At 69.6% G+C, this 25,020-nt stretch carries 21 protein-coding genes; 8 read left to right on the forward strand and 13 right to left on the reverse strand.

The window, feature by feature from the left end:
• Nucleotides 1-44 precede the first annotated feature (44 nt).
• The 3 genes from BJ963_RS16825 to BJ963_RS16835 form a co-directional block, all read right to left on the reverse strand.
• Nucleotides 45-1,220 (reverse strand): Gfo/Idh/MocA family oxidoreductase, encoded by a 1,176-nt coding sequence (locus BJ963_RS16825; RefSeq protein WP_179457630.1) that lies wholly within the window; start codon nt 1,218-1,220, stop codon nt 45-47.
• Nucleotides 1,217-2,374: an ROK family transcriptional regulator gene (locus BJ963_RS16830; protein WP_179457631.1), complete on the reverse strand. Its 1,158-nt coding sequence runs from the start codon at nt 2,372-2,374 to the stop codon at nt 1,217-1,219. Before BJ963_RS16830 ends, BJ963_RS16825 begins: the two co-directional genes overlap by 4 nt.
• Before the next feature lie 131 nt (nt 2,375-2,505).
• Nucleotides 2,506-2,973 (reverse strand): anthrone oxygenase family protein, encoded by a 468-nt coding sequence (locus tag BJ963_RS16835; protein ID WP_179457632.1) that lies wholly within the window; start codon nt 2,971-2,973, stop codon nt 2,506-2,508.
• 54 nt (nt 2,974-3,027) lie between these two features.
• Here BJ963_RS16835 and BJ963_RS16840 point away from each other — a divergent pair, with 54 nt between their 5' ends.
• A complete protein-coding gene (locus BJ963_RS16840; RefSeq protein WP_179457633.1) occupies nt 3,028-3,654 on the forward strand; it encodes a TetR/AcrR family transcriptional regulator in 627 nt (208 codons plus the stop codon).
• Nucleotides 3,655-3,709: 55 nt separating this feature from the next.
• On the opposite strand, the gene BJ963_RS16845 is transcribed toward BJ963_RS16840, so the two are convergent.
• A complete protein-coding gene (locus BJ963_RS16845) occupies nt 3,710-3,979 on the reverse strand; it encodes a metal-sensitive transcriptional regulator (protein ID WP_343037311.1) in 270 nt (89 codons plus the stop codon).
• Between the two features lie 71 nt (nt 3,980-4,050).
• The gene (locus BJ963_RS16850) at nt 4,051-4,233 is read right to left on the reverse strand and encodes a hypothetical protein (protein ID WP_179457635.1); all 183 of its coding nucleotides are present in this window, start codon (nt 4,231-4,233) and stop codon (nt 4,051-4,053) included.
• A gap of 107 nt (nt 4,234-4,340) precedes the next feature.
• Here BJ963_RS16850 and BJ963_RS16855 point away from each other — a divergent pair, with 107 nt between their 5' ends.
• Complete coding sequence (locus BJ963_RS16855) at nt 4,341-6,014, forward strand: FAD-dependent oxidoreductase (protein WP_179457636.1); 1,674 nt, start codon at nt 4,341-4,343, stop codon at nt 6,012-6,014.
• Between the two features lie 41 nt (nt 6,015-6,055).
• Here BJ963_RS16855 and BJ963_RS16860 read toward each other — a convergent pair whose 3' ends face one another.
• Complete coding sequence (locus BJ963_RS16860; RefSeq protein ID WP_179457637.1) at nt 6,056-7,171, reverse strand: histidine kinase; 1,116 nt, start codon at nt 7,169-7,171, stop codon at nt 6,056-6,058.
• Nucleotides 7,168-7,830 (reverse strand): response regulator, encoded by a 663-nt coding sequence (locus BJ963_RS16865; RefSeq protein ID WP_179457638.1) that lies wholly within the window; start codon nt 7,828-7,830, stop codon nt 7,168-7,170. Before BJ963_RS16865 ends, BJ963_RS16860 begins: the two co-directional genes overlap by 4 nt.
• A gap of 166 nt (nt 7,831-7,996) precedes the next feature.
• Here BJ963_RS16865 and BJ963_RS16870 point away from each other — a divergent pair, with 166 nt between their 5' ends.
• From BJ963_RS16870 to BJ963_RS16880, 3 genes are all read left to right on the forward strand, one after another.
• Nucleotides 7,997-9,973: a bifunctional lysylphosphatidylglycerol flippase/synthetase MprF gene (locus BJ963_RS16870; protein ID WP_246298090.1), complete on the forward strand. Its 1,977-nt coding sequence runs from the start codon at nt 7,997-7,999 to the stop codon at nt 9,971-9,973.
• Between the two features lie 269 nt (nt 9,974-10,242).
• A complete protein-coding gene (locus BJ963_RS16875; RefSeq protein ID WP_179457640.1) occupies nt 10,243-10,545 on the forward strand; it encodes a hypothetical protein in 303 nt (100 codons plus the stop codon).
• A gap of 109 nt (nt 10,546-10,654) precedes the next feature.
• Complete coding sequence (locus BJ963_RS16880; protein ID WP_179457641.1) at nt 10,655-10,831, forward strand: MerR family transcriptional regulator; 177 nt, start codon at nt 10,655-10,657, stop codon at nt 10,829-10,831.
• Nucleotides 10,832-10,966: 135 nt separating this feature from the next.
• Here BJ963_RS16880 and BJ963_RS16885 read toward each other — a convergent pair whose 3' ends face one another.
• The 6 genes from BJ963_RS16885 to BJ963_RS16910 all read right to left on the reverse strand — a co-directional run bounded on the left by BJ963_RS16885 (nt 10,967) and on the right by BJ963_RS16910 (nt 21,530).
• Nucleotides 10,967-13,888 (reverse strand): carbohydrate-binding protein, encoded by a 2,922-nt coding sequence (locus BJ963_RS16885; protein ID WP_179457642.1) that lies wholly within the window; start codon nt 13,886-13,888, stop codon nt 10,967-10,969.
• Nucleotides 13,889-14,044: 156 nt separating this feature from the next.
• Nucleotides 14,045-15,943: a beta-galactosidase gene (locus tag BJ963_RS16890; RefSeq protein ID WP_179457643.1), complete on the reverse strand. Its 1,899-nt coding sequence runs from the start codon at nt 15,941-15,943 to the stop codon at nt 14,045-14,047.
• Nucleotides 15,940-16,833, reverse strand: coding sequence for a carbohydrate ABC transporter permease (locus BJ963_RS16895; RefSeq protein WP_089914447.1), 894 nt, complete (start codon nt 16,831-16,833; stop codon nt 15,940-15,942). The genes BJ963_RS16890 and BJ963_RS16895 overlap by 4 nt, the downstream gene beginning before the upstream one ends.
• Nucleotides 16,830-17,762: an ABC transporter permease subunit gene (locus tag BJ963_RS16900; RefSeq protein WP_179457644.1), complete on the reverse strand. Its 933-nt coding sequence runs from the start codon at nt 17,760-17,762 to the stop codon at nt 16,830-16,832. The genes BJ963_RS16895 and BJ963_RS16900 overlap by 4 nt, the downstream gene beginning before the upstream one ends.
• Entirely contained in the window at nt 17,759-18,991 is a 1,233-nt protein-coding gene (locus BJ963_RS16905) for an ABC transporter substrate-binding protein (RefSeq protein ID WP_179457645.1), read from the reverse strand. The genes BJ963_RS16900 and BJ963_RS16905 overlap by 4 nt, the downstream gene beginning before the upstream one ends.
• 46 nt (nt 18,992-19,037) lie before the next feature.
• Nucleotides 19,038-21,530 carry a beta-glucosidase gene (locus BJ963_RS16910; protein WP_246298092.1) on the reverse strand — a complete coding sequence of 831 codons (2,493 nt, stop codon included), beginning with the start codon at nt 21,528-21,530 and terminating at the stop codon, nt 19,038-19,040.
• Between the two features lie 176 nt (nt 21,531-21,706).
• On the opposite strand from BJ963_RS16910, the gene BJ963_RS16915 reads away from it, so the two are divergent.
• From BJ963_RS16915 to BJ963_RS16925, 3 genes are all read left to right on the forward strand, one after another.
• Complete coding sequence (locus BJ963_RS16915) at nt 21,707-22,345, forward strand: TetR/AcrR family transcriptional regulator (RefSeq protein ID WP_089914435.1); 639 nt, start codon at nt 21,707-21,709, stop codon at nt 22,343-22,345.
• 106 nt (nt 22,346-22,451) lie between these two features.
• A complete protein-coding gene (locus BJ963_RS16920) occupies nt 22,452-23,477 on the forward strand; it encodes a substrate-binding domain-containing protein (protein WP_179457646.1) in 1,026 nt (341 codons plus the stop codon).
• 160 nt (nt 23,478-23,637) lie between these two features.
• On the forward strand, nt 23,638-24,966 hold the full coding sequence (locus tag BJ963_RS16925) for an ABC transporter substrate-binding protein (protein ID WP_179457647.1): 1,329 nt from the start codon (nt 23,638-23,640) through the stop codon (nt 24,964-24,966).
• Nucleotides 24,967-25,020 lie beyond the last annotated feature (54 nt).

Raw genomic sequence — 25,020 nt, forward strand, 5'->3', positions numbered from 1 at the left:
GGTCTCGCTTTCTGTTCAGTGGAGCGGCTACGGACGGACGGATGTCACGACCGCTGGTGGCGCTCGAAGTACTCGAGCAGGTGGTGCGGCACGGGGGAGACGACTCGTGGCCGTGACCCGTCCCTGAGCGACTCAGCGGCGGTGATACCGGCGGCGATCGCTTGTCGTGCGGCGACCGGGGAGGTGTCGGTCGCAGATCCATGGCGGACGAACTCGAGGAATTCGTCCAGGGTGAGGGCGTCCGCGTCGCCGTGCCCGGTCTCGTCTCCGACGATCGGATACTCGATGTCGCCTCGGGCCGCATAGGCATGGCGGCGGTTCCAGACGCGCACGACGCCTCCGGCGGAGTCGCCGAAGTTCTCAGCGCGGCCTTCGGTGCCGATCACCGTGTAGTTGCGCCAGTAGTCGGGCGTGAAGTGACACTGCTGGTAGGACGCGAGGACGCCGTTGTCGAGCCGCATGTTCATCATCGAGATGTCCTCGACGTCGACGAGCGGGTTGAGGTCGGTCTGCGCCAGCGGGGGCCAGTTGTCGTAGCTGAACCAGTCACCCAGCAACCGATCGCGATTGTCGCGTCGCGACTCCACCTGGCCGTAGACGGCGAGGTCGCCGATCGCGGAGACGTCGCGGGTGTACCCGCCGGCGATCCAGTGGATGACGTCGAGGTCGTGGGCGCCCTTCTGCAGCAGCAGACTGCCGACACGCGCACGCTCGGCGTGCCAGTCCTTGAAGTAGTAGTCGCCGCCGTTTCCGACGAAGTGACGGCACCAGATCGCCTTCACCTCGCCGATCTCACCTCGCCGGACGATGTCGCGCAGGGTGCGCACGACGTGCATGTGACGCATGTTGTGCCCGACGTACAGGCGGCTTCCGCTGTCGTACGCGGCCTGCAGCACGCGGTCGGCGTCGGCGATGGAGGTCGCCAGGGGCTTCTCGAGGTACACGGCGATGCCGGCAAGAAGCAAGCGCTCGGCCACATCCGCATGCGTGTCGTCCGGGGTGGTCACGATCGCGGCGTCCAGGCCCTGGGCGATGAACGCCTCGATGTCGCTCGCGAACTCGACGTGGTCGCCGAACAGGCTCCTCGCTCGCTCCGCGGCCTCGGGGCGCGGGTCGCAGGAGGCGACGAGACGGGCCGGCGTCGCCCGGTTCTCGACGTTCCGGGCGATCGCGGAGCGGGCTCCGATGCCGATGACGCCGACCCTCAGCGGGGATGTCACTGCTGGTCCTCGGGACACGTGACGGCCGGGATCGGAGCGCCGGGGATGCCGAACAGGGCCTCAGAGCCCTGGACGAACGCCATGGCGAGCGCGCCGAGGACGATCCCGCGCGCGCCGAGCGGGGAGGGCGACACCGGGAAGTCCGTGGCGAGGGCGATCAGGTCGTCCAGCTCCTCCCGGAACCATTCGACGGCGACCCCGCCGCCCTCTGCGAGCAGTCCGCCGACCACGACCATGTCGGGGTCCATCGTGAGTGCGACCGTCGCGAGGGTCGGCGCGATGTCACGAACGAACGTGCGCACCTCGTCGCGCGCCGCGGCGTCGCCGGCGACGGCGGAGGCGATCCGCTCCGAACCGTCACCGGTCGACCACACCGGTGCGCTGCCTTCCGTGCGTGACGACCAGCGCATCCCGCGGCGGCTGCCGACCTCTCCCGCGCTGCGGTGCTGGCCGTGGAAGATCTCGCGATCCAGGGTGAGCGCAAGGGTCACCCAGGTGCCGACGTGCAGGAACACGATGCTCGCGGCCTCCTGGGCGGCGCCGAAGTGATGTTCGGCGTACGCGCGCAGCTTGACGTCGTTCTCGGCCGTGGTGAGGCAGCCGAAGCGCTCGGCGAGCTGGGCCGCGATGGCGCGGCCGCTCCACGAGGGCACCACCGTGCTCTGGGTGATGGTCCCGGCCTCGTCCACGATGCCCGAAGCTCCGACGCCGAGCGAGCGGAGGCGCTCACGCGGCATGCCGGTGCTCCTCAGAGCCTCGTCGAGGAGGCTCGCGACGAGCTCGAAGCGGTCATCGCCCTCCACCGCCGAGTCGATGGCGATGGCGCGCTCCGCCACGATGCGCCCGGACAGGTCGGCCAGAACGACGCGGGCTTCGCGGGGCCCCGCGTCGAGGCCGGCGACCAGTCCGCTCTCGGCGACGAACCCGAACCGCCGCGCTGGGCGGCCCCCGGCCGCGCCGACACCCTCCACGGGAGCATCGGCCACGAGTCCGCGGGCGGCGAAGTCGGCCAGAACCGCCTCGATCGTCGGGCGCGAGAGACCTGTCCGCTGCGCGACGTCCGTCACGCTGAGCGGGCGATCGGCCACGCGAAGCGATTGCAGACAGCTCAGCGCGTTCGCTTCGCGGATGTCCGACGGACCGATTGCTGCCATAGCGGGTCTCCTCCCTTGGATGGCGTAATGCTACCAGGTTACGAAACCTCCTATTACAACCGCATGAACGCGCATTTCCATCACGTAACGAACGCTGGCGCGGCCGGAGCCGCGGATCGCTCCGCTGACGTTCAGGCGAGTGCGGCGACCACGAAGAGGGCGAACGACACGGCTGCCGCCCCGGAGCGGACGGTGTCGATCGTCTCCCAGCGCTGGACGGTGCGGCGCCAGTCGGCGGGCGGGGCGGAAGCATCCCAACGGTCGACGGCCATGTTGATCGGCACGGTGCCGAGGAACGAGGCGAGGAGGAAGGCGACAAGCGCGGCGAGGCCGGCGATGCTCCACCCGAAGGAGGCGGTGGATGCGCCGGCGGGCGGTGCAGCGACGACGACGGCCGCCGACGCGAGCACTGTCGGGAGCATCAGGATCGGGACGACCACTTTCAGCCTCTTCACCAAGGCGATGCGGGTGGCGACGTGCGCGCCGTCCGGCAGTGAGCGCAGCGCCGGCTGCACTCCGTACCTCACCAGCAGCTCCTCGCCCGCGAGCACGCCGATGAGGAGGAGCTGAACCGCTTGGAGGATCGCGAAGAGTGGCATGGTCGTAGCCTACCTACCTACCGGTAGGTAGATTCGTCCAGCTATGCTGGTGGCATGGCCCGCCGACCGAACCCGACACCTTCCACGTCCTCCGCGCGGACGGGGGCGGAGACACGCGCGGAGGCGCAACGCGTCGCGCTGGCGCTCTTCAGCGAGCAGGGATACGAGGCGACGAGCATGCAGCAGATCGCGGATGCGCTGGGGATCCGGAAGGCGTCGCTCTACTACCACTTCGCCGGCAAAGAGGAGATCGTGCGCAGCCTCCTCGCCGACCGCGGCGACGAGGCTGGCGAGCTGGCGGCGTGGGTCGAGGAGCAGAAGCCGTCCGCGGGCTTGGCGCGGGAGACCGTGGTGCGATGGATCGACGCGCAGCCTGCCGACAAACTCCGCGGGCTCCGCCTGCTCGCCGCCAACCCTCTGCTGGTCCGGGCCGTCTCCGCACGCTCGGGGGTCGACGTGGGCGCGAGTCTCGAGCGGGTGCTCGACGCTCTGGTCGCGCGGATGCCTCCGGTCGGAGTCGCCGCGACGGCGCGGCGCCGGATCCTGCTGCGAATGGCCTTCGGCAGCCTCCCGGCGGCACTCGCCTCGGCGGCCGACGTTCCGGGCGCGACGGAAGCGGATGCGATCGCGGCGGCCCGATCTGCTGCGCTCGCCCTGGCCGAAGCGGCCGATTCGGCCTGATTCGCGGTGACCGGCTCCTGCTGCCCGACCGGATCGTCTGCGCAGGCCGGCGCCGTCACGCGAGCGTCATGAAGAGCTTCTGGAGCTCCTCCATGGTCATCGGATCGGAGGTGTCGTCCGGGTCGGTGATGCACTTCTGCATGGCGGTGGAGATGATCTGGAAGCCCGCTTTGTCGAGCGCGCTCGAGACGGCGGCGAGCTGGATGACGACGTCACGGCACGAGCCGCCGCTCTCGACGGCGGCGATGACGGCCCCCAGCTGGCCCTGCGCGCGGCGGAGGCGATTGAGCACGGGTTTGATGTCGGCGGTGGTGGTGGTTGTCACGGTGGTCTTCTCTCTCGGTGATGCGGGGTCGGGCGGGCGCGTCGCGGTACCCGCCAGGGTATCCATTTCGTTCATCCGCGGCCGAAGAACCTGCTGAAGAATCCGCCGTTCCGGGCGGCGGCCTTCTCGGCATCGGTGTGGGTGCCGTCGCACCACTGGTTCGCGGGGACGCGGCGGCGCACGTCGGCGACATGCTGGCCGCAGCCGCTCCAGGTCGTCTTGCCGCAGACCGTGCAGGTGGCGGGATAGCACATGGGTGGGAACTCGCTTTCGGGTCGGTAGGAGGTGGCGAAATATACCCCCGCCCGTATAGTACGATACGGGGGAGGGTATACCAAACCACCCTCGGGAGGCACACAGCATGAAGACCGTGATCGTCGGCGGAGTCGCCGGAGGGATGTCGGCCGCGACCCGGCTGCGCCGGCTCGATGAGACGGCGGAGATCGTCGTGTTCGAGCGCGGCCCGTACGTCTCGTACGCGAACTGCGGCCTGCCGTACTACGTCGGAGGCGTGATCTCCGATCGCTCGTCTCTGCTGCTCCAGACGCCGCAGTCTCTCGCCGCGCGTTTCCGGCTGGATGTGCGCACCGGCCACGAGGTGATCAGCGTCGACCCCGTCGCCCGCGCCGTGGCGGTCATCGATGTGGCCGCGGGCGAGACCTTCGTCGAGGGCTATGACGAGCTGATCCTCGCCGTCGGGGCGTCCGCACGGGAGGCCGCTGGGCATCCCGGCATCCCCACCCACACCCTCCGCACCGTGGAGGACGTGGATGCCATCGGCGTGCTCGTGGAGGCCGCAGCGGACCATCCATCGGCGCTCGTCGTCGGCGGCGGGTTCATCGGCCTCGAAGCCGTCGAGAATCTGGTGCGCCGCGGCATCCACGTGACCCTCATCCAGCGGTCGCCGCAGATCCTCACTCCGCTGGATGCGGAGATGGTCGCGCCGCTGGAGGCGCAGCTCCGCAGCCGCGGCGTCGACGTGCGCACGTCGGTCACCATCGACGCGGTCGAGACGGGGGAGGTCCTGCTCAGCGACGGCGCGAGGGTCCGGCCGGACTTCATCATCGACGCCTCGGGCGTCGTGCCGAGCGTGGACCTGGCACGGTCGGCCGGGCTCCGCGTCGGGCCGACCGGCGGGATCGCCGTCGACTCCCGCAACCGCACCAGCGACCCGCACATCTACGCGGTCGGCGACGGCGTCGAGAAGGTCGACGCCCTCTCCGGCCAGGAGGCGCTCGTCACGATGGCGGGGCTCGCCAACCGTCACGGCCGCTCGGTCGCCGACGTGATCGCCGGCCACGATGAGCGGAACGCCCCGGCCCTCGGCACCGCGATCGTCACGGTCTTCGACACGGTCGCGGCGAAGGTCGGATGGAGTGAGCGGCAGCTGACCGCTGCGGGCCGCGCGCACCGTGCCATCCACACCCACCCCTCCTCGCACGCGACCTATTACCCCGGCGCCCAGCCGATGTCGATGAAGCTGCTGGTGGACCCGGAGACGGACGCGATCCTCGGCGCGCAGATCGTCGGCGGCGAGGGAGTGGACAAGCGCATCGACGTGATCGCCGTTGCGATGGCGGGCGGGATCACGGCCTCCGGCCTGGCGCGGCTCGAACTGGCCTACGCGCCGCAGTTCGGCTCGGCCAAGGACCCGGTCAACCAGCTCGGCTACGTGGCGGACAACCTCCGCAGCGGCACGACCCGGGCCATCCAGTGGCACGAGCTCGACGCCGCCCTCGATGCCGGCGCGACCCTCGTTGACGTGCGCACCACCCGCGAGCACGCCGCCGGTGCCATCCCGGGCGCGCTGAACATCCCGGTCGACGAACTGCGCGAGCGTCTCGACGAGCTGCCGGCCGGTCCGCTCGTGGTGCACTGCCAGGTGGGCCAGCGCGGTCACACGGCTGCGCGCATCCTCTCGCAGAACGGCCGTGACGTCGTCAACCTCGACGGCGGTTACCGCACCTGGGTCGCCGGTCGTCGGATGTCGTCCCCGTCTCCGTCCGCACTCCACTCCGCCGCGGGGTCGGAGTAGTCGCGCCCGATGCCGCCCGCAGTGCCTTCGGCAGCGGCGGGTCAGGCCGGGGTGCGAGGAAGCACGAGGTGGATGTGGAAGCCGCCCTCGGTGGCGCCGGAGGAGAGCGATCCGCCGAGCAGCTCCGCTCGCTCGCGCAGCCCGATCAGCCCCAGCCGGGAACTCGGGAGCAGGAGGGGCGGTTCCGTGGCTCTGCCGTTGACGACCGTCACTCCGTAGGAGGTCTCGTTACTCCAGAGGTGCACGGAGACGGGGGCGCCAGGCGCATGCTTGCGGGCGTTCGTGAGCGCTTCCTGCACGGTCCGGTAGATCGCCCGCTGACTGGATGACCCCAGGTCGTCCGGGAGCTCCCCGCTGAAGGTGACGGGCAGGCCGCTCGCAGCGATCAGGCCGGGCAGGTCCGCCACGGTCGGTTGCGGCGCGAGGCCGGGGCTCTCCGTTCCGGCGGCGCGCAGCAGGGTGACCATCGACCGCAGCTCGTCGAGAGTGGTCGAGCTCAGGGCGCGGATCGACGCGGCCGCGCCCCGGGTCTCCTCATCGGGGGCCGTGACCTGGAGGGCGCCGGCCTGCACGGCGATCAAGCTCACCTGGTGCGAAACGACATCGTGCATCTCGCGGGCCAGCTGGTTCCGCTCACGGGCGAGCAGGCTCTGGGCGTACAGTTCGCGCTCGTGACGTTTGGTCGCCTCGATCTCGTCGATCCGGGCACGGAGGTCTGCGGCGATCTGCACGAGCTGCCCCAGCAGGATGGGCGCTGCCGCTGTTGCCAGCTGGTAGACGAAGGTGACGAACGTCCAGTTCTGATTCGCGACGAGCTGGTCCGTGATGGGCCAGCCGATCGCCTCGGCGGCGGCGAAGAGCCCGCCGCAGACGACGAGGAGCCAGCGGTTCCGGGTGCGGACCGAGAGCGCGAACAGCGCGATCACCGGGGCGGCGAGGATGTTCGCGACGAGTGCAGCGGGGAGGGTCAGGAGGAAGGCGACGAGCGGCCAGCGCCGCCGGATCAGCATCGCGGCGGAGGCGACGACGCAGGTGACGACGGTGGCCGCATCCGGCTCGCCGTTGTAGAGGAACGCGTCGATCGCCGCGACCGCGACGGCGAGCAGGTCCGTCAGCCAGGCCGGGATGCGTCTCCAGACCGCGGCGACCCGGTTCACGATCCCGCCGGCCGCTCTGTCAACAGGCCGGCGCGCTGTGCAGCCAGGGCGGCCTGCACCCGGCTGCCCACCCCGAGCTTGCCCAGGATGGCGCTGACATGGTCCTTGACGGTGCCGGCGCCCAGGTACAGGCGGGAACCGATCTCGGCGTTGGAGAGGCCCTCTGCGACGAGGATGAGCACCTGACGCTCGCGTTCGGTCAGGGAGGGGATCCGGTCGGCGGCGGCGTCCGACGTCTGACCGGCTCCCGGGTTCGCGGTCAGGAGCGTGAGCGAGGCACGAGGCGAGAGCACGACGGCTCCGGCGGCCAGCGCGCGAACGTACTGGGTGAGTTGCTCGGGCTCGGTGTCTTTGAGGAGGAAGCCGGACGCGCCTGCGCTGAGCGCCGACATGATGTACTCGTCCGCGTCGAACGTGGTCAGCATCGCGATCGCCGGGCGCTCCGCCAGCGTGACGACGACGTTGAGGAGTGTGAGCCCGTCCACCTGCGGCATGCGGATGTCGAGGAGCAGCACGTCGGGTTTCGTGTCCTTGATGACATCGAGTGCCTCGATCCCGGAGGCCGTCCCCACGACCTCGATGTCGTCGGCGGCGTTCAGGATCATCGAGAAGCCGCTGCGCACCAGGGCCTCGTCGTCCACGACCACGACACGGATCATCTCGGCCCTCCTCACCCTCATGACGACCGTAGGGCAGAAGACACGACGGAGGGGGCAGGTGCGGGGGATCGCCGCCGAACGAGGGGGGACATACCCGCCGGTCGGCGGATGCGATGGGTCCGATCGGCTGACGCGCCGGCGGTCCTCGGTGCGATGGGATGAGCCCATGCGCCACATACTCGTCCGAATCCTGCGTGCCGCCGCCCGGCACCCGTTGGCCCTGATCGTCGCCGGGGGAGCAGCGGGAGCGGGGCTCGCCCACCTCGCCTGGGCAGGCGAAGTCGAGTTCGACGGCGCCGTGTTCAGCATCCTCTCCTGGCTGCTCCTCATCGCTGCCATCGCCGTCGCGGAGCGGACGTTCGGGTCCTGGCGGACGGCCATGATCGGATCTCTGGCCACCGTCGTCGGGGTCGTCGTCGCCTGGGCTCTGCTGTCGGCGGGCGCGGCACTGGGCGAGCCGCTCTCCCAGGAGGCGCTGCGCTACCAGGGATGGACGCCGTCGGTCACCAGCGCGGCCCTCCTCGTGGCGGTGACGGGCAGGTTGCGACCGGCGAGCCGGCGCAGTGTGCGGTGGGCCGTCGGCACCGCCGTCGTCGCGATCCTCCTGATCTCGGGTCACGCGTCCGATGTGGCCCGCGGGATCGCGGCGCTCGCCGGCATGGCCGCGGGGGCGGTCGGCCGTGGCGCCCTGCCCGGCGGATCGTTGCGCCCGAGCGGCCGGACCCAGTGGCGGAACGTCCTCGCGTCGACGCTCGCCGTCGTCGCGTGCGCCGTCGCGACGGCCTCGGTCACGCCGAACGCGACCGGCGTCCTGGCCTGGGCGGGGGCGGCCATCGATCCCGGACTCGCACCCGCGACCGCTCTCCTTCTCGTGATCGGAGCGGCACTCATCGTCTCCGGCCGATCGATCGGACTGCTGATCGGAGGGGGGACGCTCATCGCCGTCGCCGCCGTGGTGGCCACCGATCTCGTGATCGTCCCGATGATCTCCGGCGAGCTGGTCTGGACGGGTTCTGCCGGAGCGGATATCGAGTGGCAGCTTCTCGCGATCGTCTCCGGAGCCGCTCCGGCGCTCGCCGCCGTCGTGCTGATCATCGGCGCACGAACGGTGCTGAGGCGTCCTGCCGCCGAACCGTCGGGGCTCGACCGGGAGCACCTCGTCCACGTGCTCGGGGAGCACGGAGACGGCGCCTTCGCGCACATGGCCACCTGGCAGGGCAACTCGCTGTGGTTCGGGCCGGACGGGTCGGCCGTCGCCTACCGGGTGCGCGACGGCGTGGCCTTCACCGTCGGCGACCCCATCGCGGAACGGCCCGCCGAGATCGTGCATGCGTTCGCCGGATTCTGCGACGAGCGCGGCTGGACCGCAGCGTTCTACAGCGTCCACGATGAGACCGCGACCGCCCTCGACCGGGCCGGATGGGTTCGAACGCCGGTCGGGACCGAGGCGGTCGTCTCCACCGCGGATTTCTCACTCTCCGGAAAGCGACGGCAAGACCTGCGGACGGCCGTCAATCGCGCAGGCCGTGAGGGCCTCTCGGCGGTGTGGACCACCTACGAGGACCTGACCAGGGAGACGCGGGCGCAGGTCGACGCGTTGTGCGCCGCGTGGGCGTCGGAGAAGCGCCTGCCGGAGATGGGCTTCACGCTGGGGGGACTCCCCGAGATGGCCGACCCCGCTGTGCGGCTGATGCTCGCAGTCGCACCCGACGGGCACGTGCACGCGGTCACGAGCTGGCTCCCTCGGCGCCGTGGCGGACGGGTGGTGGGCTGGACCCTCGACGTGATGCGACGCTCGCACGCGGCGATGCCGGGAGCGATCGAGTTCGCGATCGTCTGCGTCATCCGGCGCATGGCCGAGGAGGGGATCGCAACGGTCAGCCTCTCGGGCACTCCGCTGGCCGCCCACGGCGGGACGACGCCGGGAGCGCTGTCCCGGCGGCTGATGCGCTGGGTCGAGCCGGCATACGGCTTCGCCTCCCTCGAACGGTTCAAGGCGAAGTTCGGCGGCAGTCCCGAACCGCTCTGGATGTGCTACCCGCAGCCGATCCAGGCCGGGCGGATCGCGCGCGCCCTGGTGCGCGTCTACGTTCCCGATCTCCGGATGCGTGCTGTCGTCGGCGCACTCCGCGGATCGTCATGAGACGGGGCGGAGGAGGCATCCGGTCACGCCGACCACACCACCGACGTGCACGTCGGCTGCGTGCGGCGGCAGCGGGCATCGGGCTGCTCGCTGTGCTGAGCGGTTGCTCCTTCGCCCCTTCGCCGGCGGATGAGCAGTCGGCGCGCCCCCTCGCCCTCCCGGTTCTCACCGTCGAGCATCAGCGCATCCAGCCGGCCGAGATGATCTATCGCTCGGGCACCACCACTCGACGGCACTCCTCTCCCCGTACCGCGCCGCCGGCGGTCCCGGTGACCCCGCGACGGGACCTGCGCATCCGGCTGGTCGGCCGCTATCCGGTCCGCGTCCTCCGGGTGGGGGCGTTCGCGCGCGTCGATGCGCACGACGCTCCGGTCGACGGCGGCGACCAGTACGACTGCCTGGCCGACTCGCCCTGCCGCGCCCATGTCCGAGCGGGGAGCCTCGTGCTCCGGGTGCCGCTGCTCTCGCCCGTGCGTCTGGTGATCGTGCGGGAGGTGTGCGATCTCGAGGGCGGAGGAACCCTCGAGGTGGTGTGGCGGTTCCTCCGCGGTGAGGCGACGGCCGGCTCCTGACGCGACCCACGAGCGAGGCTGTGTGGGGGCGGCTGCCAGGCTTCCCGCGCAATACGGCCAGCACGACCGACGCAGTCCCCGCCCGGCGCCCGCCTGATACGTTCCGCTCATGGACGAGCCGGAACTGCTGCTGCCCGAGAAGGCGGCGGCGTACCTGGGCATCCCCGAGCTGACCCTGCATCAGCTGATCGCCGCCGGGACGATCCGGACGGTCTTCTACCGGGGCGTCGCCCGCGTGGCGGTGTACGAGCTCAATCGCTATCTCGCGCACCAGCCTGCGAACTGACCGCCGACGGAAGTCGGCGACCCCATTCCCTCCCGGCCCCATTCCCTCCCCTCTGAGAGCGCGTACCGTCGCTCGGGCTGACCGCAGCACTGCACTCAGTGGGGGGCCGGTGCGAGGCCGGCCCCCCAGAGGTGGTCAGCTCAACGTGAACGAGTCCATGTTGAAGCCTCCGTTCACCACGTACACGTAGAGGGCGTGGTATCCGGCGGGGATCGTCACGGACGTCGGGACGTTCGTGAAGATCTGCCACCCCGCGGTGGTTCCGACGGAGGTGTTGGGTATGGATGCGGTGCCGAGGGTGTTGCCGATGGTATCCAGGTCGTATCGCACCTGTCCGGTCGAGAACCCGGACGCCGCCTTGAGGGAGAGCGTGTAGGTCTTCGCCGTCGGGTTGAACACCACGTATTTCAGCCATTCGCCGTTCTCGGTGTTGCCGACGTCGAACGTCCCGGTGCTCGAGATCTCGAGGTCCGTATCACCGCCGCGGAGGTAGCCGCGGTAGGGCGCGGTGAACGAGTTCCCTGCGGTGGCGTCGTGACTCCCGAAGCCCTCGCCGCCGGTCCCATACCACTCCGATTCGATCGCGGTGCTTCCGCTGGTGTTCAGCTGGAAGATCTTCGAGAACTCGATCGAGTGCACGTTGAACCCTCCGGTTCCGACGCGGAACGTGAAGGTATGGGTGCCGAGCGGGATGCTCACCCCGTTGATGTTGACCGACTGCCACGTCTGGTAGCCGCCGGTGTTCGGCACCGATTGCGTGCCGATCCACGGGCGGCCGTCGAGGTCGATGCTGAACGAGCCGCCTGCGGCGGTGTTCGCGACCATGACGTGGAGGTCGTACGTCCCGCTGACATTGACGGTGCTGGTGTAGTTCAGCCAATCGCCGTCGGCCAGCCAGCCGATGTTGTCACCGCAGTACGTGTCGCCGGTGCAGGCCTGCAGGTGGGTTGCGTCGGACCGGTACGCCGCGTCCGTGCCGCCGGCGCCGGAGAAGTGGTATCCGACCCCCTCGCCGCCGGTGTTGTAATCCTGCGCGAACACGTAGCCGGGGATGGTGCCCGTTCCCGTGCTGTAACCGGCCGGGACGCTCGCGCTCACCGTCGAGGTGAACTGCGAACCCGTCGACGGGATCGGCGTGATGGAGATCGCGTCGACCTTGGCGAGGTTCACACTCGACGCGAAGCCGAGGTTGAGGGTGCCGTCCGTCACCGTCACATCGAAGCTCCGGTCGAGCGCCTTGTAGCGCGCACCGGCCGCCGCGAAGATGTCCAGGTTGCTCAGCTGCGGCGCTCCTTCGGCTGAGACGGTGAAGACGCGCTGACCGGCGGAGGTGAAGAAGTTCTCCGACAGCTTGAGACCGACGCGGTAGCGTCCGGTGGGCACGGGAAACGCGTAGCTGAAGCTCGTGCCGTTGCGCTCCGACTGGTACAGCGGGTCGTCCGCCGAACCATCGATCGCGTTGGCGTTCACCGCCGTGCCGCCCCCGGTGAAGCCGGAGTCCGCCGTGTAGTGGTCCCCGTTGACGGCGCCCCAGGTCCCGGTGCTTCCGGCGATCACATGGTACGTGTTGACCGGCGCCGTCCAGGTGAACGTGTTCGTGGAGTGCGCGGCCACCGATCGGCTGAAGGTGCTGCCGGCCTCGCCGACCTTGACGGTCTTGGCGGAGCCCGTCGTGTTGACCACCACGAGGGCTTCGCTCCCGTCAGGGTTCTTGAATGCGACGGACTTGATCCCGTCGCCGTTCGCCCCGCCGCTCGCGCCGATCCGGTAGGCCCCCGGGCGCACGAACTTGGAGAACTGCGCGAGCTCGTAGAACTTGGGCATGTAGCTCACCGTCGCCGTGGTACCGCTGGTGTCCACGATCACCAGAGGCTCCTGCGCGTCGCTCAGGCTGGAGAACGGGCCTCCGGTCTGGTCGAGGACCATGTTCCAGTAGATGTATCCGCCCTCGCCCGCGAGCATCTCGTCGACGATCTCGCCTCCCCAGCGCTCATCTCCGGGGTAGTCGGAGGCGTTCGGGATGCCCAGGTCGGTGTGCTCCGACATCCAGGTCGAGTAGCCGGGCTTCGCCTGGTTGAACAACCCGAGGTTGGCCGTGTCGCAGTACGTCTGGCCGAAGTCGCACTCGTACGGGTGGAAGTCGATGCCGGAGACATAGGGGAGCGTTCCCGCGTTGTTGAGCATGTCGACCGGGAACGTCCACGTGTCCCGGTTGTGCTCGTACCCGCGGATCCGCGCGCCGATGTTGCTGCTGGCGAACGTCGGGCCGAGGTAGTTGGCGATGAAGTCGGCCATCTGCGCGGAGGTGTACACCGTCGACTCGAACTTCGCCGGGTTGAGCGGCTCGTTCTGGATGCTGACGTCGTTGATGGTGATGCCGTGTGCCGCGTACGCCTGGACGTACTTGGCGAAGTAGGTCGCGTACGCCTGGTAGTAGCGCGGGTCGACGCTGGGGGTGATGAGGCTGCCGCCGCCGATGAGCGAGTTGTTGTCCTTCATCCATCCGGGTGCCGTCCATGGCGAGGCCATGATCCGGAAGGCACCGTGCGATTGTGCGGCCTGGATGTACGTGATCAGGGTGCTCTCGTCGTGGGCCACCGAGAAGTTCGCCTGGGTGAAGTCCGTACCGCCGGCGAGGTCATCGTAGCTGTAGTGGGTGGGCGAGAAGTCGTTCGATCCCATGGCGGTGCGGGTGAGGCTGAATCCGGCGCCCGCGCTGGGGTTGAACAGCTGGTCGAGGACGGCGTTGCGCTGGGCCGCTGTCACATTGCTCCGGTTCAGCACTGTCCAGCCCGACTCGTTGAAGGCGCCGCCGAAGCCGTCGATCGCCTGGTACTGGCGTGTCGGGTCGACGAGGATGTCGGGCGCGCTGCTGTCGGCGGCGAAGGTCAGGTCCGATTTGGCCGTCAGGCGGTCGCCTCCTTGTGACGTCTGCCAGTTGTGAACGGTCGTGACGGCCGCCGCCGGTTGGGTGGTGAGCGTGATGCTCGCCGCCACGAGCACGGCGGCGCCGATGGCGCCGAGCGTGCGGGTGGCATGTGATCGTGATGTGTTCACCGCTACTCCTTCGTGGTGCATGAGATGCAGCCGGCGCACGGTCGTGCGCGGCCGGTGATGCGACCGGAAGCGTGGGTAAGCGACGGCCTGGTCGACGGCCCGTCACGCGGTGGTGCGGCAGTGCTCCTCTCGGTCGGTCGGGTTGGGTGTCCCGGCTCAGGGGCGGACCGGGTGATCCCTTCGGATCAGGAAGACGTGGTGGCCGGGCGGGAGGTCGAGGGTCGCCGATCCGTCCGCGATGGCCACCTCGGGTGCGCGGCGCGCGGTGCCGTGCCGGGGGATGAGCGCCCCGCCGGCCACCCCGTCGAGCCGGATGCGCACCGTCGTGGAGCCGGGGCCCCAGCGCACGATGTGGAGGATGTCGTCTGCGGCGCCGTGCCGTATGGTCGCCAGCGTCTCCCGTGCAGGCGACCCGTCCGGGCGGGCGGCCAAGAGACGGACGGAAGCCAGTGCGTCCCACCCGGAACGGGGGCCGACGCGGAGCACTGGACGGCCGGCGGCTTCGAGCCCGGCGATGACTGACGCGTCGACACCGCAGAGGTCCGGCACGATCAGTGGACGAGCGCTGCTCGCGTCCGCTTCGGATGTGGTGTCCCAGAGGTCGTAGGCGATCCCGCGGGCGGTGAGTTCGGAGAGCGTGGCGTCCCATGCGGCGTAGGGCGCCGCGCGGTCGACGTCGGACCACGGGACATCAGGTACGCGGGCTGTTCCGGTCACGGTGTACGCATCGAAGGCGTCCGGACGGTGCCAGACGACCTCCACCCCGGGTTCGACGGGTCGTCCGACGCCGCCGGCCTCGTGCGACAGGAGGAGGTCGTCGACGGGTGCGAAGAAGGCGCTACGCTCGCCGTCAGCGCTCAGTGGCGAGAACTCCCAGTTCTCGCGGTCGGCGAGCATGTACAGGTTGGCGCCGGCGAATCCGAGGGTGACGGCAGCCCCCGACCAGATCTGCTGCTCGAGCGGCGTCGGATCAGGGTAGGCCACGTCCTCGCCGGGGGACCGCCAGATTCCCGCCTGCAGCTCCGGCACCCACGGGACGGGTTCGCCTGCGGCTCGGGCTGTCGCGGCTGATCGCGCCAGCCGGTGGATGTCGGCGGTGTCGAGAGGCGGGATGTAGTAGTGGTCCTCCCCGGTGATCGCGTCGGCGATCGCGCGGATGTCGCGATGGGCGACGGGAACATCGTGGACCGGGTGTGTCACGAGGTTGACGGTGTACAGCAGCGCGTCGCCGCCGAGGGCGGTGTGCATGTCGCGCAGGGCACGGAGATAGCCGCCGGTCGCGTCGGTCTTGTACCGGATCCAGTCGTGGAGGCGTCGCCGATGCGCCGCTCCCACCGCTCCGGCAGGTCTGCGCGGCGGGGAGGCGGCGCGCAGTGCGACGCCGGCATCGGCCCAGGCGGCCTGGAGCTCGGCGTCGTCCGCGTACCGCCCGACCAGCCATGCGCGGAAGGCGTCGACGGAACTGTCGCTGTAGTCGGCGGCGTACATCGCGTCCTGGAAGCAGCTGCTCGGCTCGTTGTCCAGCTGCATCGCGACCACGGGGCCCCGCGGGTGCGCGAAATCGCCGACCGCGTCCCACACCGCACGGAACCAGCCGCGGACGGCATCGAGGTAGCGCTCGTCGGTGTAGCTGGGCACGGGGTGGAGGAACGGAGGGTTGTATCCGATCACCACCTCTCCCGAGTCGTCGCGGGCGAGGAGCTCCTGCCGGGCGAGGAGCCAGTCGGGGTATCCGCCTCCCGGCTCCTCCGCGCAGATCCAGGGGCCGGGTTTGAGCTGGACGAGCACACCGAGTTCGGAGCACAGGCTCAGGAACCGGCGCACGTCGAGCCGCGGGTCGCGGCGACCGTCGAAGTCGAGCTCGCCCGGCCGGGGCTCGTGGCGGCGCCAGGACAGGTAGGTGCTCACGACCCGGACGCCGGCGTCGCGTGCGGCGCGGAGGGCGGGCTCCCACTCTTCTGGACGCATCCGCCAGAACTGGATCTCCCCGGCGAGGAACGGGATCGCCTCACCGTCAACGATGATCGCCCCGTCGCGGGCGACGACCCTGCTCATCCCTTGACCCCTCCCGCTGCATTGCCCGCCACCAGCCAACGCTGGATGACGCTGAACAGGATGATGCTGGGGATGGCCACGAGGATGGACATGGCGGCGAGCTGGTTCCACGACACCTCGTAGGCGCTGGAGAGCTGGGAGAGGCCCACCGGCAGCGTGCGGTTCTCGTCGCTGTTGGTGAAGGTCAGAGCGAAGGTGAACTCCTCCCACGCGCCGATGAAGATGAAGATCCCGGCTGCCACGACTCCCGGGCGGGCCGCGGGAAGGGCGGCGTACCACATCGCCCCGAACCAGCCGCAGCCATCGATCCTCGCGGCCTCGTCGATGTCTTTGGGGATCTGGTCGAACGCCGTCTTCATAAGCCACGCCCCGAGGGGAGCCGACGAGCTCACCTGCGCGAGCACGAGCGCCCAGGGGGTGTCGATGAGGTTGAGACCGGACACGATGTTGAACAGCGGGATGATCAACAGCACGGACGGGAACATCTGCGTCGCGAGAAGACCGATGACGATCGCGATCTTGCCGCGGAACTGGAAACGCGACAACGCGTACCCGGCCATCACCCCGATGAGCAGGCCGATGGCGACCGTGCAGACGCTGACCAGCACCGAGTTGCCGAGCCAGGAGAGGAAGTTGCCGCGGCCGATGACATAGACGAAGTTGTCGAAAGTGGGATGCGCCGGGATGAGCGCAGGCGGCGACTGGTAGAGCTCGGCCCGTGTCTTGAACGCGTCGGAGACGATCCCGAGCATCGGGAGGAGCGCGAACGCGGCAAGCACCAGAGCGCCGATCCACAGCAGGACGCGCGAGGGCCGGGCACGACGCCGGCGTCGTCGCTGAGTGGGCGCCGCTGCCCGGCGCGTGGGGAGTCGTTCGGCTGTCGCGGTCATGCGAGAGCGTCCTTTCCGAAGGCCCGGATGTACAGGGCGGACCCGAGCGCGACGATCGCGAACAGAATCATCGACAACGCCGAGGCGTAGCCGAAGTCGAAGCTGCTGAAGGCGTTCTTGTACACGAACGTCGTGAGGATGTCGGTGGCGCCCGCCGGGCCGCCGCCCGTCATCACGTAGATCAGGCTGAAGTTGTTGAACGTCCAGATGAGGGCCATCAGGGTGCTCGTCAGCAGCATCGGCTTCAGCAGGGGAAGGGTCAGGCTCCAGAAGGACCGTGCCCAGCTCGCGCCGTCGACTCCCGCCGCCTCGTAGATCTCCGCGGGGATGGACGCCATGCCCGCGATGAGGAGCACCATGATGAAGGGGAAGCCCCGCCAGACGTTGGCTGCGATGACGGCGCCCAGCGCGGTGCCCGGGTCCGCCAGCCACGCGTGCTCCAGGCCTCGGAGGCCGAGGACGCCGAGGATCTGGTTGATCATGCCGTAGTCCGGTTGGTAGAGCAGTTTCCAGGCGAGTGCACCGACCACCACCGGAGTCGCCCAGGGGAGCACGAAGACCGCGCGGAGCACCCGGGCGCCCGCCAGCTGCTGCAGCAGGAGGGCGCCGGCCATGGCCACGACGAGCTGGAGGGCGACCGAGCCGACGGTCCAGGCGATGCTGTTGGCGAACACGCCCCAGACGGCGGAGTCGGTGAACGCCCGCACGTAGTTCTCGAAGCCGATGAACTCCCACCCCTCGTGCTTGGTGGGGTTGACGTCGAAGAAGCTCTGGATGGCGACGTTGACGATCGGGTAGACCACGAAGACGCCGACCGCCAGCAGTGCGGGTGCCAGGAACAGGTACGGCGTCAGCCGCGACCGCCAGTGCAGGCCTCGTGGGCCGGACCGGGTGGTCCGGCCCACGAGGGCGGGTGCTGCTTGGGTCACTTCAGCGCCTTGTCCGAGGCGGCCGCCGCCTCGTCGAGGGCATCCTTCGCGGACTTCGTGCCGGAGAGCGCAGCCTGGACGGCGTTGCCGAGCGCCGTGTCGACGTCGCCGGCCTGGGCCACGGTCGGCCGCGAGCGCGCCTCCTCGAGCACCTTGGCGAATGCGCTGATCGAGGGGTCGTCCTTGAACGCGGGGTCATCGTAGAGCGAGGTCTTCACCGGCAGGTAGCCGAGAGCGCTCGCCCACTTCTTCTGCACCGAGTCCTGCATCAGCCAGCTGACGAACGTCTTGGCCGCGTCGGCGTGCTTGGTGTTCTTGAGGACGAGCAGATCCAGGCCGCCGAGGACGGTGGCCGCCTCCTTGTCCTTCGGCAGCGGCGCGACGGCCCACTTGCCGTCGATTCCTGCGCTCTTGAGCGAGGGGATCATCCACGGCCCGGACGTCATCATGGCGAGCTTGCCCGAGACGAAAGGTCCCTTCAGGTCGTCCTCCGTCGCGGTCGCCATGCCCGCAGGCATCGCGCTCTTCTGCAGGTCGACCCAGAGCTGGAGGGCGCGGACACCGTCGGCGGAGTTGAACTCGGCCTTGGTCTGGGCCTTGTTGAGGACGTCGGCGCCCGACTGCCACAGCCACGGGTAGAACTCGAATCCGCCCCAGCCGCCGAACAGCCCGACACCGTGCACATCGCCCGTCGTGAGCTTCTGCGCCGCACTGGTGAACTCGTCCCACGTCGCCGGGGGCTGCGAGATCCCGGCCGCGCTGAGCAGGTCGGTGCGGTAGAACAGAGCCAGCGCCGAGACATCGATCGGGACCCCGTAGAGCTTGCCGTCCTTGGTCACAGCATCGAGGCTCGCGGGGAAGTAGTCACTCTTCGTGCCGGCCGCGTCGCCGAGGGGGAGCGCCCAGCCGGACGCGATGAACTGCGAGGCCCGCGGCGGCTCGACCCGCGCGATGTCGGGTCCCTTGCCTCCGGCGATCTGGGTGGTCAGCTTGTCGTAGTAGCTCGAATCGTTGTCACGGATGAGCTTGACGGTGATGTTCGGGTGCGCCTTCTCGAAGTCCGCGAGCTGGGCTGTGAACTGAGCCGACTCGGCGTCGCTGAACTGCTCCTGGAAGGTGATGGTGACCTTCTCGTCGCCGCTGCCGCCGGATGACGCGCAGCCGGCGAAGGCGGCGATCACCAGGGGTGCGGCAGCGAGCGCTGCCAGCCGTCGGGTGGTGGTTCTCATGAGCGGAATGCCTCCTTGCATTGGTGGGGGTACGGGGTGGTGCGGGTCAGTCGGTCGTCAGCTCCTCGCTGCGGACCGTGGCCGTGACGCTCAGCCGGAGGTCGCGACTGGAGCGGGCGGCGTGGAACACGTAGAAGCCGTCGGGGATCTCCCAATCGTGGCGTTCCGTGTTCCAGATCTCGAGGGCGCGGCGGTCGATCGCGACGGTTGCCGTCGCCGTCTCACCGGCGCGCACATCCACGTTCGCGAAGCCCGCCAGCCAGCGGACGGGGCGCTCGACCGACGAGTGCGGGCTCTCCAGATAGATCTGGACGATCTCGCGGCTGTCGCGTGCCCCGACATTGGTGACGGTGACGGACGCGGTCAGTTCGTCGACAGGGCCCTCGACGCTCAGGGCCTCATAGAGCCAGGTGCCGTAGCCCAGACCGTAGCCGAACTCGCGGGCGGGAGTTCGCGACGTCCTGTCCCATTCCCGGTAGCCGACGTGGATGCCCTCGGAGTAGTCGATGACCCCGTTCTTCGGGAGGGTCGAGCGGACGGGCACGTCGTCCTCCGCCGCCGGAAGCGTCCAGGGCAGCCGCCCGGACGGCTCGATCCGGCCGGTGAGCGCATCCGCGAGCCCGCCGCCCGCCTCCTGTCCTGGCAGCCACCACCACAGGGTGGCCGCGGTCCGGTCGAGCCAGGGGAGGATCACCGGGGCGCCGGCGTTGACCACGACGACGGTGCGGGGATTGGCTTCCAGGATGCGCTCCACCAGCTCGTCCTGGCGGCCCGGCAGGCGCAGGTTCTGACGGTCCCAGCCCTCCGACTCCGTCTCCTCGTTGGTGCCGACGACGACGATAGCGACGTCCGCCGAGCGGGCGGCCTCGACGGCCGCCTCGAGCTCCTGTGCCGCGGTCTGCTGCTGAACCTCGTGGCGGAGGACGAAGCGCACGAACCGGCCGTACGCGCCGGCGTCGACGACCTGCTGCTCGGACTCGATGAGCAGGTCGACCGGCCGGTCCCCGACGAGGATGTCGCGAGCGGGCCCGCCAGGCAGATTGGCAGAGGAGTCGAGGATCACGTCGTGATCGGCGCGACGGTCGGAGGCGGAGACGACGTCGCCGTCGAAACGGATGCGGTGCCAGCCGGACACGCCGACATCCACCCGGTGCACGCCCGGTCCGGTGAGGCGCACGATCGCCTGGATGCGAGCGCTCACGGCGTCCGCGGGGGCTCCGCGGTTCCAGCCCTCATCAGCCGTAACGGCGACCGGGTCGCCGACGACATCCCCCTTCCCATCGAGGAATGTGAGGAGGTAGCCGGGGCGCCCATCGGGCGTCGTCACGAGTGCCGGGTCGATCGGACGGGGGTGGGCTCGTCCGGCGGCACCGCGGTACAGGCCGATGGTGGCCTCGGGGAGGGCTTCGGTCAGTGCCGCCAGCGGCTCGGAGAGCCCAGGGGCGGTCACGAATGCGCTCCCACCGCCCTGGACGAACGGTTCGACCGCGTTGGGGCCGATCAGGGCGACCGAGCGCACGGCGGTCTGCGCCACGGGGAGGGCCCCGTCGTTCCGCAGCACGACGATCGACCGGGCGACGGCCTCCCGCAGCAGCGCGCGCGTCGCGGGGAGGGTCGGCAGGTCGAGCGGAGCCTGCTGGCGCCGGGCGTCCCCGACCGCTCCGACACGCTCGCCGAGCCGGATGATCCGGTCCACCTTGTCGTCGATGGTCTGTGCGGGTACCAGCCCGGCCTTCACGGCGTCGACGAGCGCGGCCCCCCAGGGGCCGTCCGGTCCCGGCATGACGAGGTCGAGACCGCCGAGCGCCGACGCGACCGTCGAGCCGGTGGCGAGCCAGTCGCTGACGACGACGCCGTCGAATCCCCATTCGCCCTTGAGGATGCCGTTGATGAGGGGGCCGTGCTCGGTCGCCGGAGCGCTGAGCTCTCCGTCGTCGACCCCGTTGTACGCGGCCATCACCGACCAGACGCCTGCGTGCACCACCGCGCGTTCGAACGGTGCGAGGTACACCTCCCGCAGGGCACGCTCGCAGAGGCGCGACCGGTATGTGGTCCGCTCGGTCTCGGACTCGTTGCCGAGGTAGTGCTTCACGCACATCGCGACGCCGGTCGACTGGGTCGCCTCGATGAGCGCCGAGGCCAGGATGCCGGTGAGCAGCGGATCCTCTGAGAAGGCTTCGAAGTGCCGCCCGCCGTACGGCGTCCGCTGGAGGTTAACGACCGGTGCCAGCAGCACATCGACCCCCTTGCGGTGCGCCTCCATGCCGAGCAGGTGACCGAGCCGGGAGAGCAGCCGGGTGTCGAAAGTCGCCGCGAGCGCGGACGGCGAGGGCAGCTGCGCCGACGGCCGCACGTCGTCATCGATCCCCCGCACGCCGATCGGTCCGTCCGAGAGCACGATCGGGCGGAGGCCGCTCGAGGGGAGCGCACGAAGTGTCCAGGAGGTGGCACCGGTGAGGAGTCGCACCGCCTCGTCCAGGTCCGCGACGTGAGTGCGGGGACGCACGTCCGCGTGCGGAACGGTCATCGGTGTGGGCATCTTCGCTCCTCTAGGCGGTTCTCTCGGCCGTTCTGGTCCGGCCGAAGCGACCGTGGGAGCGAGACTAGCAATACTTACTGACCTGTACGCAAGTAGAACGGGCAACATTTTTGAAAAAACTTACTGACTGGTCATAAAGTTGAGGGACGAGAACGCTCGAGGACGAGGAGCACCCCATGACGCGAGGGCGAGCAGCCCATGCCGTGCCGGCAGGAGCGCGGGTCGCGAACCCCCGGCCGGAGACGGCCGAGAAGCGGCAGCGCATCCTGGAGGCGGCGATGTCCATCTTCGCGACGCGCGGCTACAACAACGGCTCTCTCATCGAGATCGGTGAGGAGGCGGGGGTCAGCCATGCGGGCGTCATCCACCACTTCGGCTCGAAGGACCAGCTCCTGATCGCCATGCTGGAGTACCGCGACGACTCCGATGTCGCGGAGCTCGAGGGCAAGCACATTCCGGACGGCGCCGCCCTGTTCGACCACCTGGTGCGCACGGTGGAGCTCAACATCGAGCGGCCGGGGGTCGTCCAGCTGTACGCCGTGCTGTGCGCTGACTCGGTGACAGAGGGCCACCCCGCGCAGGACTACTTCCGTGCACGCTTCGTCGGTCTCCGCGAGATGGTGCGGGGAGCCCTCGCTGACGTGGTGCCGGAGGCCTCCGACGCCCGAGTCGACCTCGCGGCCTCCACCATCATCGCCACGATGGACGGCCTTCAGGTGCAATGGCTCCTCGACCGATCCGCCGTCGACATGCCCGAGGCGGTCCGTCTCGTGATCGCCTCCGTGATCGATCGGCTGCGTTCCGAGGCGCGCTGACCCGATTACCCCGTCATCCTTCCGGCCGACCGGCAAGAAGCGCCCGCCCGCCTCTTCGGCATAGGATGTCCGTCGCTCGATGCAGGGCGGAAGGCGAGGCGGATCGGTGGGCGATGAGCGGGTCACGATCGTCGACGTCGCGAACAAGGCCGGCGTCGCGATCAGCTCCGTCTCGAGTGCGCTGAACGGCCGGCCGGGAGTCTCGGACGTCACCCGCGAGCGCATCATCCGGATCGCCGCTGAGCTCGGTTTCGTGCCGTCGCTCCGCGGCAAGAGCCTGTCCGGGCGTCGCGCGTTCACGGTCGGTCTCGTCCTGCACCGCGACCCGGACGTGCTCGAGCTCGACCCGTTCTTCGGCGGCTTCATCGGCGGCATCGAGGATGCGATCGATCCCCGCGGGTACGCTCTCGTCCTCCAGATCAGCGCCGAGTCGGACAAGGTGCTCCAGCGCTACGAGAAGCTGGCGGCCGACCGTCGCGTCGACGGCGTCTTCATCAACGACCTGGAAGTCGACGACCCGCGCATCGCGCTGGTGCAGAGGCTCGGCCTGCCCGCGGTCGCCATCAACCCGGGGGCCGGCTTCCCGATCCCCGCGGTGCGCGAGGATCCCGACGCGGGCATCCGGGCGACCCTCCGGCACCTCGTGGACCTGGGTCACCGCCGGATCGCGTACGTCAGCGGCCGCAGGAACATGACGCACTCGGTGGAGCGCGAGAACTCCTGGCGTGCCGGTCTGCAGGAGCTCGGGCTCGCACCTGGTCCGGTGGTCCCCGGCGAGTTCACGTACCTGGGCGGGGCGTCCGCCGCCTCCGTCCTGCTCGAGTCCGCCGACCCGCCGACCGCCGTGATGTGTGCGAACGACCTGTCCGCGATCGGCCTGATCGCGCAGGCCCAGCACCTCGGCTTCGATGTGCCGGGGCAGCTTTCGGTCGCCGGGTTCGACGACATCCGGCTCGGCACCTATGTGCGGCCGTCGCTGACGACGGTGCACACGTCGCCCCGGGAACTGGGGCGGCAGTCGGGGAGGATGCTGGTCGACCTGATCGAGGAGGGGGCCGTCGACGACGTCAGGATCCCCGATGCCGAGATGATCGTCCGGGACTCCACGGGCCCGGCGCGCGACCGGCGCTGACCTCGCCGGCGCGTTCTTCGGACCGAGGGTTGCATTCACCCGCCTGAGCGTGCAACCATGTCGTCACCGAAACGTTTCGGTAGATCGCGGCATGAGATCCGAAACGTTTCGGTAGAGACACCTGCTCATCACATTCCCGAACTCGACGAGGAGACAACACATGGCAACGAAGAGGTTGCGCGGCGCGACCCTGGGCCGGCGGCTGATCGCCGGCGCGGTCGCCGCAGCCACGATCGGCGCGCTCGCCGCCTGCTCCAGCGGCGGCGGATCGACCGACGGAGAGCCGAGCGGGAAGCTGCAGCTTCTCGTCTCGAGCAGCGACGCGACGGACGCCGGCTTCCGGGCGATCAACGAGGCGTTCGAGAAGCAGTACCCGAAGGTGGACGTCGTGTTCTCCACCGTCTCGAACGACAACTACCCGGCGACCAAGTCCTCGCGCCTCACGGCCGGCAACCTCGACCTGTTCGTGGTCAAGGGCCTGATGGAGACGCCGTCGTACGCGAAGGATGCCGCCACCGACGACGCGCGTCTCGCGAAGGCGGGCGGACTGGTCGACCTCACGGGCGAGTCCTTCCTCAAGCAGTACACGCCGACTCTGCTCGACGCGCAGGCGATCGGCGGAAAGCAGTACGCGGTACCGACCGGCGTCAGCTACTACACCGGTGTCTTCTACAACAAGAAGATCTTCGCCGACAACGGCCTCGACATCCCCACCACCTGGAGCCAGTTCACCGCGGTCGTCGACGCGCTCAAGGCCAAGGGCGTCACGCCGTTCGGTCTGGGCGGCAAGGACAGCTGGCCCGCCGGTCTCCCGATGCTTGCCTCCGTCGCGTCCAACTATCCGACCGTCGCCGACAAGCAGCAGCTGGCGAAGGACCTGTGGACGAACAAGGCGAAGCTCACCGACCCGACCGAGGTGAAGGTGCTGGAGCAGACGGAGTACGTCCTGCAGAACGCCCAGGAAGGTGCGGCGGGCGCCGACTACACCTCGATCCCGTCCGGTTTCGCGGCGGGCGACTTCGCCATGACCGTCGACGGCACCTGGGACCAGCCGACGATCGACGCGGCCGTCGCGAAGAAGTTCGACTACGGGTACTTCCCGTTCCCCGGCTCCGACAAGGCGGCCGACAACGCGCTCCTCAACGGCAAGACGGAGCTCCAGCTGGCCGTTCCCACCTCCGCGAAGAACAAGACGGCGGCGCTCGCGTGGCTGAAGTTCTTCTCCGAGAAGAAGAACTACGAGCTGTTCCTGCAGAAGTCGGGCTTCTCGTCGGCGCAGCCCGGCATCTCGACCAGTGCGTTCCTCCAGTCGATCGGGGGCTACACGAAGTCGTACGAGCCCGCATGGGACCAGGTCTGGTTCGCCAACAACAAGGCCGGTCAGGATGCGGTCTTCCCGTTCAACTACCCCGCGCTGAGCCCGCTCGGCTCCGCCACCCCGGAGGAGGCCGCCCAGGCCGCCCAGAAGGCGTGGTCGGCGGCCGGCTGACCTGTCGGGCAGGGTGGCCCGCCGGCGCGGGCCACCCTGCCGGAAGCAGAGAAA

It is taken from the genome of Leifsonia soli, assembly GCF_013408745.1.
GTDB lineage: Bacteria > Actinomycetota > Actinomycetes > Actinomycetales > Microbacteriaceae > Leifsonia > Leifsonia soli.